This window comes from Pseudomonas atagonensis (assembly GCF_011369485.1).
Classification (GTDB): domain Bacteria; phylum Pseudomonadota; class Gammaproteobacteria; order Pseudomonadales; family Pseudomonadaceae; genus Aquipseudomonas; species Aquipseudomonas atagonensis.
Genome location: NZ_VXCA01000027.1, coordinates 204,964 through 216,305, shown reverse-complemented (window position 1 = coordinate 216,305; position 11,342 = coordinate 204,964). Strand labels below are relative to the sequence as shown.

Here is an 11,342-nt window from a genome sequence, read left to right as displayed (position 1 = left end):
AAAAACTGTGTCGCTGTACAGGTCTGCCGCAGATTTGGCAGAAATTGCACTTCACCTGCGCACGGTTCCGTGGCTAAGCTCAGGCACAGATTTCCACATGCACGCCGAGGTCTCATCTATGCCGCAGCAATGGCCAGCCACCGATATCGCCCGCATGATCCTCGATGGCTTTGATGATTACCGCGAGCATTTCCGCCGGATCACCGACGGTGCCCGGGAGCGTTTCGAACAGGCGCGCTGGCAGGAGACGCAAACCGCGTCGGCGGCGCGGATCAACCTCTATGAGGAAAAGGTCGGCGAAACCATCGCTCGCCTGCGCGAGTATTTCGATGACGAAGCGCTGATGAATGTCAGTTGCTGGCCGCTGGTGAAAAGCGCCTACATCAGCGTCATTGACCTGCGCTTCGACGATGAGCTGTCGGAAACCTGGTACAACTCGATTTTCTGCGGGCTGTTCAGCCATGACCTGATCAGCGACGGCTGCATGTTCATCCACACCACACGCCCGAGCCTGCGCCGTGCCCGCGCCGCGCAAACCCGCACCTATAAACCGCAGGGCCAGCTATCGGGAATGCTGGCGAGCATTTTCGCCGACTACCGTTTCAGCGAGGATTACGCCGATCTGCCGGGCGACCTGCGCCGGCTCGAAGCGCAGTTGCGCGAAAACCTGCCGGACTGGGTGTGCAAGGATCCTGAACTGAGCGTCGAGCTGTTTTCTTCGGTGCTGTACCGCAACAAAGGCGCGTACCTGGTCGGGCGCATTTACACCCGCGACGAACAGTGGCCGTTGGTGATTCCGTTGTTGCACCGCGAAGGGCGCGGCATTCAGATCGATGCGTTGATCACCGACGAAGCCGATGTGTCGATCATCTTTTCCTTCACCCGTTCGTACTTCATGGTCGATGTGCCGGTGCCGGCGGAATTCATCGGTTTCCTGCGGCGCATTTTGCCGGGCAAACACATCGCCGAGCTGTACACCTCGATTGGTTTCTACAAGCATGGCAAATCCGAGTTCTATCGCGCACTGATCAATCATCTGGCCAACACCGACGACCAGTTCATCATGGCCCCCGGTGTGCGCGGCATGGTCATGAGCGTGTTTACCCTGCCGGGCTTCAATACGGTGTTCAAAATCATCAAGGATCGCTTCTCGCCATCAAAAAACGTCGACCGCGCCACGGTGATCGAGAAGTACCGACTGGTGAAAAGTGTCGACCGGGTCGGGCGCATGGCCGATACCCAAGAATTTGCCGACTTCCGTTTCCCGCTGAGCAAGTTCGATCCGGCGTGCCTTGAAGAATTGCTCGAAGTCGCGCCGTCGACGGTGTCGGTCGAGGGCGATACCGTGCTGATTCGCCACTGCTGGACCGAGCGGCGCATGACGCCGCTCAACCTGTACCTGGAAAACGCCAACGAAGCGCAAGTGCGTGAGGCGCTGGAGGACTATGGTTTGGCAATCAAGCAACTGGCGGCGGCGAACATTTTTCCCGGCGACATGTTGCTGAAGAACTTCGGCGTCACGCGGCACGGGCGGGTGGTGTTCTACGACTACGACGAGATCTGTTTTCTGACCGAGGCGAACTTTCGCCATATCCCGGCACCGCGTACGCCGGAGGACGAAATGGCCTCCGAGCCGTGGTATTCGATCGGGCCGCTGGATGTGTTCCCTGAGGAGTTTCCTCCGTTCCTGTTCGCCGATTCGGGACAGCGCAAGTTGTTCGATCAACTGCACGGTGAGTTGTACAACGCCGATTACTGGAAGGGTTTGCAGGAGGCGATTCGGGCGGGGAAAGTCATCGACGTCTTTCCGTATCGGCGCAAAGGCCTGGATAACGAGTAGCCTGCAAAAGCCCCTCACCCCAGCCCTCTCCCAGAGGTAGAGGGGGCCGACCGAAGTGTCCGGCGTCAAACATCGACCTGAAAGATCTTGGCGATTATGGATTCGGTAGAGTTCGTTCAGGTCGATGTAGCTCTGAAGCAACCCCCGGTCGGTCCCCTCTACCCCTGGGAGAGGGCTAGGGTGAGGGCAGGCAATCCGACTGACACGCCAAACATCGAGCAAATCTGCGACAATCCGCCCCTGCACAAATAGACGACCGAATTGCGTACCCGATGACCGACGAATCGCCCTCCATCGACAAACTGCTGAAAAACCTCGATTACGCCATGCTCGCCGACCGCCACCGGCTGCGGCGGCAGTTGCTTGAGCTGCGCAAGAAACCCGATGAGGCCAAACTGGCCCAGTGGGTGACGCGCATGCAGGCGTCCTGCGATCAGGTATTGGCGCGCCGCGCCAGCCTGCCGGTGATTCGTTACGACGACAGCCTGCCGATTGCCGCCAAGCGTGACGAAATCAAGGCTGCGCTGGAAAAGCACCAGGTGCTGATCATTGCCGGTGAAACCGGTTCGGGTAAAACCACGCAGTTGCCCAAGATCTGTCTGGAAATCGGTCGCGGTCAGCACGGCTTGATCGGTCACACCCAGCCGCGTCGAATTGCTGCACGCAGTGTCGCCAGCCGCGTCGCCGAAGAACTCGGCACGCCGCTCGGGGCGCTGGTTGGCTATCAGGTGCGTTTCGAAGATCAGAGCGATTCCAATACGCTGATCAAACTGATGACCGACGGCATCCTGCTGGCGGAAACCCAGAACGACCGTTATCTGGAACGCTACGACACGATCATCGTCGACGAAGCCCACGAACGCAGCCTCAACATCGACTTCCTGCTCGGTTACCTGAAAACCCTGCTGCCGCGCCGCCCGGACCTGAAAGTCATCATCACCTCGGCGACCATCGATCTGGAGCGCTTCTCCAAGCACTTTGACGATGCGCCGATTGTTGAGGTTTCCGGCCGCACCTTCCCGGTGGACACCTGGTATCGCCCGCTGACCCTTGAGCAGGACGAAGAGGGCAACCGCGTCGAAGATGACCTGACCGTGGATCAGGCGATCCTCGCCACCCTCGATGAAATCGCTGCTTATGAGCGCAGCGAACGCCGCAGTCCCGGCGATGTGCTGGTGTTCCTGCCCGGCGAGCGCGAAATCCGCGATGCCGCCGACATGCTGCGTAAAGCCCAGCTCAAACACACCGAAATTCTGCCGTTGTACGCTCGCCTGTCGCCGGCCGAACAGCAGCGGATTTTTCAGTCGCATCCGGGCCGTCGCGTGGTGTTGGCGACCAACGTTGCCGAGACCTCGCTGACCGTGCCGGGCATCCGCTACGTGATAGACAGCGGCACCGCGCGCATCAGCCGTTACAGCTACCGTGCGAAAGTGCAGCGCTTGCCGATCGAGGCGATTTCCCAGGCCAGCGCCAATCAGCGTAAGGGGCGTTGCGGCCGGGTCGAGCCAGGCATTTGCGTGCGCTTGTACAGCGAAGAGGATTTCCTCGGTCGCCCGGAATTTACCGATCCGGAGATTCTGCGCACCAACCTTGCCGCGGTCATTTTGCAGATGCTCCATCTGCGCCTCGGCGAAATTACCGCGTTCCCGTTTATCGAGCCGCCGGACGGCAAGGCGATCAGCGACGGTTTCAACCTGCTGCAAGAACTCTCGGCGGTGGATCGCAACAGTCAACTGACGCCACTCGGTCGCCAACTGGCGCGCTTGCCGGTGGATCCGCGCATGGGCCGTATGTTGCTCGAAGCGGCCAAGCTCGGCAGCCTGCAAGAAGTACTGATCGTCGCCAGTGCCATGTCGATTCAGGATCCGCGTGAACGCCCGCCCGAGCGTCAGCAAGCTGCCGATCAGGCGCACGCACAATGGAAGGACACCGACTCCGACTTCGCCGGACTGGTCAATCTGTGGCGCGGTTTCGAAGAGCAGCGCCAGGCCTTGACCGCGAGCCCGCTGCGTAACTGGTGCCGCAAGAATTTCCTGAATTACCTGCGTCTGCGCGAGTGGCGTGATTCCCATCGCCAGTTGAGCCTGATCTGTCGCGACATGCAGCTAAGCCTGAATAAAGAGCCGGCCGATTACCCGAAATTGCACAAAGCGGTGCTGGTCGGCCTGCTCAGCCAGATCGGCCAGAAAACCGAGGACGGCGATTACCTTGGCGCACGTCAGCGGCGCTTCTGGATTCATCCGTCGTCGGGCATTGGCAAGAAGCGTCCGCAGTGGCTGATGACCGCCGAACTGGTGGAAACCACCAAGCTTTATGCACGCATGGTCGCCAAGATCGACGCCGACTGGATCGAGCCGCTGGCCGGGCACCTGATCAAGAAAAACCACTTCGAACCGCACTGGGAGAAGAAGCGCGGCCAAGTCGTGGCGTTCGAGCAGATCACTCTGTTTGGGCTGATCGTGGTCGGTCGTCGGCCGGTGCATTACGGCCCGGTGGACCCGGTGGTTTCCCGCGAGTTGTTCATTCGTGAAGGTCTGGTGCGTGGCGAGATTCAGTCGAAAGCCAAGTGCCTGAGCGCCAATCAGAAACTGCTGGAACAGCTCGACGAACTGGAAGCCAAGGCCCGTCGCCGCGACATTCTTGCCGACGAAGAAACCCTCTATGCCTTTTACGATGCGCGGTTGCCGGCGGAGATTCATCAGACCGCGACGTTCGATAGTTGGTACCGGGTCAACAGCCAGAAAAACCCGCAGTTGCTGATCATGCGCGAAGAAGACGTGCTGGCCCGCGAGGCCAGTGAAGTCACCGCGCGGGATTACCCGGATACGCTGCACATCGGCGATCTGGAACTGGCGCTGACCTACCACTTCGAACCCAATCACCCACGCGACGGCGTGACCCTGCGCGTACCGGCGCCGCTGTTGCCGATGCTGCCGCCGGAGCGGCTGGAGTGGCTGGTGCCGGGGTTGATTGAGGCCAAGTGCATCGCCCTCGTGCGCAACCTGCCAAAAGCACTGCGCAAGAACTTCGTGCCGGTGCCGGACTTCATCAAAGCTGCGTTGCAACGCATGACGTTTGCCGAAGGTTCGTTACCGCAAGCGCTGGGCCGGGAATTGCTGCGCATGACCGGTGCGCGGGTCAGCGATGAGGCGTGGGCGGAAGCCGAGCAAGGTGTCGAAGGGCATCTGCGGATGAATCTGGAAATCGTCGACGGCCAGGGCAAGTTCCTGGGTGAAGGACGCGATCTGGCCGAATTGACCGCGCGCTTCGCCGAAGCCAGTCAGGCCGCGCTTGCCGTACCGCAAAGTGCGAAAAGCCAGCAGCCGGTGGAGGCCAAGGTTTTCGCGCCGGTGGCGGAAAAGACTCAGCAGAAGATCGCCGGGCTGTCGATGACGGTCTATCCGGCGCTGGTGGAAGAGGGCGGTACGGTCAAGGAAGGGCGCTTCTCAACCCCGGCCGAAGCCGAATTTCAGCACCGCCGGGCGTTGCAGCGTCTGCTGATGCAGCAATTGGCGGAACCGGCCAAGTTCCTGCGTGGCAAGTTGCCGGGGCAGACCGAGCTGGGCTTGCTGTACCGTGAGTTGGGTCGTGTTGATGCGCTGGTTGAAGACATTCTGCTGGCCAGCCTCGACAGTTGCATTCTTGAAGGTGAAGACCCGCTGCCGCGCGACGGTGCCGGGCTGGCGGCATTGGCCGAGCGCAAGCGCGGCAACTGGACCGAGCATGCCGAGCGCGTGGCACGCCTGACGCTGGAAATCCTCAAGCTTTGGCATGGTCTGCAAAAGCGCTTCAAGGGCAAAATCGATCTCGCCCAAGCCGTGGCGTTGAACGACATCAAGCAGCAGATCAACAATCTGGTTTATTCGGGTTTTGTCCGCGAAACGCCAATGCAGTGGCTTAAAGAGCTGCCGCGTTATCTGAAAGCGGTCGAGCAGCGTTTCGAAAAGCTCGGTGCGCAGGTGCAGAAGGATCGTGTCTGGAGCGGCGAACTCGCCGGGCTCTGGGCGCAATACCAGACTCGCGCGGCCAAGCATGCGCAGGAAGGCAAGCGCGATCCGCAGCTTGAGCTGTACCGCTGGTGGCTGGAGGAATACCGGGTTTCGCTGTTCGCCCAGCAATTGGGGACGAAAGTGCCGATCTCCGACAAACGCCTGAGCAAACAGTGGAGCCAGGTCGAACCCTGACCGGGAGTAATCCCCCGATCCCTCGCCACAAAAGTGCGCCCTTGCAGTGAATGGCGGTTGTGCTTGAGAAAGGGGCTAAAACCTCGGGTTTATGGCAAACTTCGCGACCATAAACGCCGGTTTCGCGACCCAGAGCCTTCGGCCATGTCGCGCGGCGGAATAAAACGATGCCAGGTTTGCGTCCCCCGGATGGGAATAGACCCTTTGCGTGTTGGAACGACGGTCCCAGCACTTTCTGCCTGAACAGATTAGAGAAACGACCATGCATAACGTCGTCATCAGCGGCACCGGCCTGTACACCCCGGCCAACAGCATCTCCAACGAAGAGCTGGTGCAGTCTTTCAATACCTACGTCGCGCAGTTCAACGCGGACAACGCTGACGCCATCGCCAGCGGCGAGATCCAGGCTCTGACCGAATCCAGCGCCGCGTTCATTGAAAAAGCCTCGGGCATCAAGAGCCGCTTCGTCATGGACAAGGACGGCATTCTTGATCCGCAGCGCATGGCGCCACGCCTGCCGGAGCGTTCCAACGACGAATGGTCGGTGCTTTGCCAGATGGCCATCGGTGCTGCTGAGCAAGCCTTGCAGCGCGCCGGCAAAACCGCCGCTGACATCGACGGTGTGATCGTCGCCTGCTCCAACCTGCAGCGCGCCTACCCGGCCATCGCCATCGAAGTCCAGGAAGCTTTGGGCATTCAAGGCTTCGGTTTCGACATGAACGTTGCTTGCTCGTCGGCAACCTTCGGCATCCAGCAAGCTGCCAACAGCGTGCAACTGGGCCAGGCGCGGGCCATTCTGATGGTCAACCCGGAAGTCTGCACCGGTCACCTGAACTTCCGTGACCGCGATAGCCACTTCATCTTCGGCGACGCTGCGACTGCGGTGATCATCGAGCGCGCGGACACCGCCACCTCCAAACACCAGTTCGACGTGGTCAGCACCAAACTGCTGACCAAGTTCTCCAACAACATCCGCAACAACTTCGGTTTCCTCAACCGCGCGGCGGAAGAGGGCATTGGCGCTCGCGACAAACTGTTCGTGCAGGAAGGCCGCAAGGTGTTCAAGGATGTCTGCCCGATGGTGGCCGAGCTGATTGGCGAGCACCTGGAAGAGAACAAGCTCAACGTCGGTGACGTCAAGCGCTTCTGGCTGCACCAGGCCAACCTGAGCATGAACCACCTGATCGTGCGCAAGCTGCTCGGCCGCGAGGCGACCGAAGAAGAAGCGCCGGTGATTCTCGACACTTACGCCAACACCAGCTCTGCCGGTTCCGTGATTGCTTTCCACAAGTATCAGGATGATCTGGCTGCCGGTTCGCTGGCCGTGCTGAGTTCGTTCGGTGCCGGTTACTCGATTGGCAGTGTGATTCTGCGCAAGCGCTGAGATTGAGGGTTCATTTCCCCTTAATATCTCTGAATTTTCCTACATCCAAGGCAGCACAAACGCTGTAATTTTCGGAAATATCGGCAGGACATCGGTTGATGCGAAGTCCTGCCGTTAGCATCTCGAAGTAGGAACAAGGAGATTTCTGGATGGCGGTAGATGACACCCAACTGCTCGAACGCCTGCTCGCCGGTGAGCAAAAGGCTTTCAAGGAACTGGTCACGACCTACCAGAGCGCCATGCGCGCCGTGGCCTATGCGATTGTCGGCCAGCGTCATGTCGAGGAAGTGGTGCAGGACGCCTGGTTGTCAGTGGTGCGCCATATCGGCAGCTTCGAGGGGCGCTCCAGTCTCAAGACCTGGCTGCTGACCATCACGGCCAACTCGGCCAAAAGTCGCTACAAACAGAATCGCCGCGAAGTGCTGATGGATGACCTGCCGTCACCCCACGGCACTGTCGACGATGATCGTTTTTCCCCCGGTGACGGTCATTGGCTGGTGGCGCCGTTTGCCTGGCATCAGGACACGCCCGAGGCGTTGCTGACCGAAGGCGAATTGCGTGACTGTCTGGAACACACTCTGGCCAGCCTGTCGGAGCTGCAGAGCAGCGTTTTGCTGCTGCGCGAGCGTCAGGGTCTGGAGCTGGAAGAGATCTGTAATCTTCTGGAGATCTCGCTCTCCAATGTCCGTGTGCTGCTGCATCGTGCGCGGCTGAAAGTCTTCGCGACCGTGGAGCATTTTGAGGAGACCGGGGAATGCTGACCTGTAAGGAGCAAGTGGCGCGCTCCAGCGATTATCTCGATGGCCAACTGAGCTTTCGCGAGAAGCTGATGGTGCGTCATCACCTGATGTTCTGCCCCAACTGCCGACGCTTTATTCGGCAAATGAAATTGATGCAGGCCACGTTGAAGGCGATGCCGCAGAAGCCTGAAGAGGGCGTGGACGCGTTGGCCGAGCGATTGGCCGAGCAACGCCGCAAGGATCGGAGCTGATAAAAAATCAGCCCGGTGCAACGCCAGCGAACGGATGATGGGGATCGCTGTTGCTGCACCGGACTGCAGGTAAATCCGCTTCGATCGGCAAGTCGCAAGGGGAGCGGTGACTTGCAGCTTGTCGCTCGAAGCTTGTAGCTGTTTTCTTAGAACTTGGCTTCCGCGTCCAGCTGCAGGGTGTTGGCGTCTGCATCACGCTGGGTACGGCTGGCGAAGTCAGCCTTGGTCAGGAAGTAGGTAGCGCCGATGGCGAAGTTCTTGTCGATGTCGTAGCCAACCTTGAACTTGTGACCACGCGAACCAGTGGTGCCGTTGGCGAAGTCGGAGTCGGTGAAGGCGCCGACCACCGCATTGCGCTGCACGTCACGATAGTTGTAATCGAGGTTCAGGCCGAAGACTTTCGACTTGGCGCCGAGCAGCCAGGCGGTGTCCTGATCGGTCACGGCATCGTTGTTCTTCACGTACTGGCCGTAGAACGACAAAGGCATCGGCAGACCGCCGATGTCGACCTGGCTGAACCCTTCATACAGACGGAATTCGTTGTTGGCCGAGTTGCCGTTGACCGCCAGGGCGCACGGCGTGGAAGTACCGGTGCAGCGGCTGTCATCGTCGTTCTGGTAGGCGTAGATGCTGCCGCCCAGGGTCACTTTCAGGTTGTCGGTGATGTTGAAGCGGCTACCCAACTGGCCGGACGTCAGACGCAGGTCGTGACGGAATTGCACGCCATCGCCGTCGACGTTGTCCTTGAGGTTGTAGTTACCCAGGCTGCCGAACAGTTCGGCGCTGCTGCCCAGCGGGTACTTGTAGGTAACGGCCAGACCTTCCGGGTTGATGTCGCTATCCCAGATCACGTCGCCCATGCTCACCCATGGCTGCAGCATCTTGCCGCCGATGATGTGCAGGTTCTTGATCTGATCAGGGTGGTAGTCGATGTAACCCAGGTCGAGCCAGATCTGCTTCTTGTCGAAGTAGTTGTCCTGATCCTGGTTGGTCGAACGCGCGTCGTCGCCGCCGCCGGTGGCGATACGGATGCCAGTGTCGACTTGCGGGTTGATCTCGGTGTACGCACCCAGACGGGCACGGATACGCTGGCGATCCTTGTCGCGGCCGCCGTTGTTCGGCTCGCCGTCGATCTTGATGGTTTCCTGACGGAAACGTACGTCACCCTTGAACTGGGTCTTGGCGGCCCACGCCAGTTTCTGATCGAAGGCGCTTTGTTCGTTGGTCTTCTTCGCGACAGCCGCGACTTGTTCATTGGTCTCTTGCTGCGCCTGCTGCGCGATTTGCTGAGCCTTCTGATCCTTGGCCAGTTCAGTTTGCAGTTCAATGTACTGCGCCTGGGAAATCGAACCGTTAGCCTTGAGCATGTCGAGCAGTTTGGCGTCGACTGCAGCACTGGCCGGAACGCTCATGGCCAGTAACAGGCCACCGCACAGGGCCGCCGCAGTTTTCGTGGAAGCAAGACGCATAGCAATCTCCGAAGATGAGAGGGGATGGCTGAACCATCCTGGGCACAACCGACGTGAGGTCGGAAAACAGTGTCCGGGTAGAACCCGGCGCTCTAAAAACAGGCGCCAGTATCGCGATGGTTTATGACAGAGCAGTGGCACGATGATGGCAGGTTGATGACGATGCGAAGTGCTCGTGAACTATTGATCTAGAGCGCTGTCGCCCGATTGCGGGTGTGTAATGCCACGCGATCGGCGATACTCGCCGGGCGCTGAAGCCCAGATGTGGAGAGCTTGTCGATGCCTTTGCAATGCCTGCAAAACCTGTCAGAAATTGCCCCGCCCACGTGGGACGCACTGGTGCCGGAGAATCAGCCGTTCTTGCGCCATGCGTTTCTCAGTGCACTGGAAGACAGTGGTAGCGTTGGCCCCCACACCGGTTGGCAACCTGAGCATTTACTGCATATCGAAGAGGGGCGATTGATCGCGGCATTGCCCGGTTATCGCAAGTGGCATTCCTACGGCGAGTATGTGTTTGACCATGGCTGGGCCGATGCCTGCGCCCGGGCCGGGATCGACTACTACCCCAAATTGCTGATCGCCGTGCCGTTCAGTCCGGTCAGCGGCCCGCGGCTGTTGGCGGCCAGCGTCGAGGACGGTTTTGAACTGCTCAAGAGCTTGCCGGGTTATCTGGAAATCGAAGAACTCTTCAGCGCGCACATCAATTTCACCGATCCGTTTACCGATGCCGCGATGGCCGAACAGCCTGGCTGGCTGCAGCGCATCGGCTGTCAGTACCACTGGCAAAATCGCGGTTATCGCGACTTTCAGGATTTTCTCGACGTGCTCAGTTCGCGCAAGCGTAAGCAGATGCGCAAGGAGCGCGAACAGGTGGCGGGGCAGGGCTTTGAGTTTGAATGGCTGGAGGGGCGAGAACTGGACGAGGCGCAGTGGGATTTCGTTTACGCCTGCTACGCCAATACCTACGCAGTGCGTCGACAAGCGCCGTATCTGACCCGGGAATTTTTCAGTCTGCTGGCCGAGCGCATGCCCGAGTCGATCCGAGTGGTGCTGGCCAAACAGGGTTCACGGCCGGTGGCGATGGCGTTCAGTCTGGTCGGGGGCGACAGCTTCTATGGGCGCTATTGGGGCTGCCTCGCCGAGTTTGATCGGCTGCACTTCGAGACCTGTTTTTATCAGGGCATGGACTATGCAATTGCCAACGGATTTCAGCGCTTCGACGCCGGTGCTCAGGGCGAGCACAAACTGATTCGCGGCTTTGAACCGGTGATCACCCACTCGTGGCACTACTTGCGCCATCCGGGGCTGAAAGCGGCGGTCAAAGACTTCCTGCACCAGGAGCGTGCTGGCGTGCTGGCCTATGCCGAGGAGGCAAAAAGCGCCTTGCCCTACCGCCAGACATAGATCCGCTTTTGGGGGAGGGGGCTTGCTCCCGAATGCGGTGGGTCAGTACGGCAAATATGACTGAAACGAC

Annotated in this window: 7 protein-coding genes; 6 read left to right on the top strand and 1 reads right to left on the bottom strand. The window is 59.7% G+C overall.

Going from position 1 to position 11,342, the window contains the following annotated elements; genetic code table 11:
- The first annotated feature begins 118 nt into the window (after positions 1-118).
- The 5 genes from aceK (at position 119) to F2P67_RS19675 (ending at position 8,399) form a co-directional block, all read left to right on the top strand.
- Positions 119-1,840 (top strand): bifunctional isocitrate dehydrogenase kinase/phosphatase, encoded by a 1,722-nt coding sequence (gene aceK / locus F2P67_RS19695; RefSeq protein ID WP_166222612.1) that lies wholly within the window; start codon positions 119-121, stop codon positions 1,838-1,840.
- Between the two features lie 272 nt (positions 1,841-2,112).
- Positions 2,113-6,024, top strand: a complete 3,912-nt coding sequence (gene hrpA, locus F2P67_RS19690; RefSeq protein WP_166222610.1) for an ATP-dependent RNA helicase HrpA — start codon at positions 2,113-2,115, stop codon at positions 6,022-6,024.
- 262 nt (positions 6,025-6,286) lie between these two features.
- Positions 6,287-7,408 (top strand): beta-ketoacyl-ACP synthase III, encoded by a 1,122-nt coding sequence (locus F2P67_RS19685; protein WP_166222608.1) that lies wholly within the window; start codon positions 6,287-6,289, stop codon positions 7,406-7,408.
- A 149-nt stretch (positions 7,409-7,557) separates the two neighbouring features.
- Positions 7,558-8,169 carry an RNA polymerase sigma factor gene (locus tag F2P67_RS19680; RefSeq protein WP_166222607.1) on the top strand — a complete coding sequence of 204 codons (612 nt, stop codon included), beginning with the start codon at positions 7,558-7,560 and terminating at the stop codon, positions 8,167-8,169.
- Positions 8,163-8,399, top strand: coding sequence for an anti-sigma factor family protein (locus F2P67_RS19675; RefSeq protein WP_166222605.1), 237 nt, complete (start codon positions 8,163-8,165; stop codon positions 8,397-8,399). Before F2P67_RS19680 ends, F2P67_RS19675 begins: the two co-directional genes overlap by 7 nt.
- A 146-nt stretch (positions 8,400-8,545) precedes the next feature.
- Here the strand turns inward: F2P67_RS19675 and F2P67_RS19670 are convergent, their stop codons facing one another.
- Positions 8,546-9,868 carry a putative porin gene (locus tag F2P67_RS19670; RefSeq protein ID WP_166222603.1) on the bottom strand — a complete coding sequence of 441 codons (1,323 nt, stop codon included), beginning with the start codon at positions 9,866-9,868 and terminating at the stop codon, positions 8,546-8,548.
- A gap of 279 nt (positions 9,869-10,147) precedes the next feature.
- On the opposite strand from F2P67_RS19670, the gene F2P67_RS19665 reads away from it, so the two are divergent.
- Complete coding sequence (locus F2P67_RS19665; RefSeq protein ID WP_166222601.1) at positions 10,148-11,272, top strand: GNAT family N-acetyltransferase; 1,125 nt, start codon at positions 10,148-10,150, stop codon at positions 11,270-11,272.
- The last annotated feature ends 70 nt before the right edge of the window (positions 11,273-11,342 follow it).

Excerpts from the sequence above, each read along its gene's own strand:
- aceK (WP_166222612.1), top strand. The coding sequence starts at position 119 with ATGCCGCAGCAATGGCCAGCCACCGATATCGCCCGCATGATCCTCGAT.
- hrpA (WP_166222610.1), top strand. The coding sequence starts at position 2,113 with ATGACCGACGAATCGCCCTCCATCGACAAACTGCTGAAAAACCTCGAT.
- F2P67_RS19685 (WP_166222608.1), top strand. The coding sequence starts at position 6,287 with ATGCATAACGTCGTCATCAGCGGCACCGGCCTGTACACCCCGGCCAAC.
- F2P67_RS19680 (WP_166222607.1), top strand. The coding sequence starts at position 7,558 with ATGGCGGTAGATGACACCCAACTGCTCGAACGCCTGCTCGCCGGTGAG.
- F2P67_RS19675 (WP_166222605.1), top strand. The coding sequence starts at position 8,163 with ATGCTGACCTGTAAGGAGCAAGTGGCGCGCTCCAGCGATTATCTCGAT.
- F2P67_RS19670 (WP_166222603.1), bottom strand. The coding sequence starts at position 9,868 with ATGCGTCTTGCTTCCACGAAAACTGCGGCGGCCCTGTGCGGTGGCCTG.
- F2P67_RS19665 (WP_166222601.1), top strand. The coding sequence starts at position 10,148 with ATGCCTTTGCAATGCCTGCAAAACCTGTCAGAAATTGCCCCGCCCACG.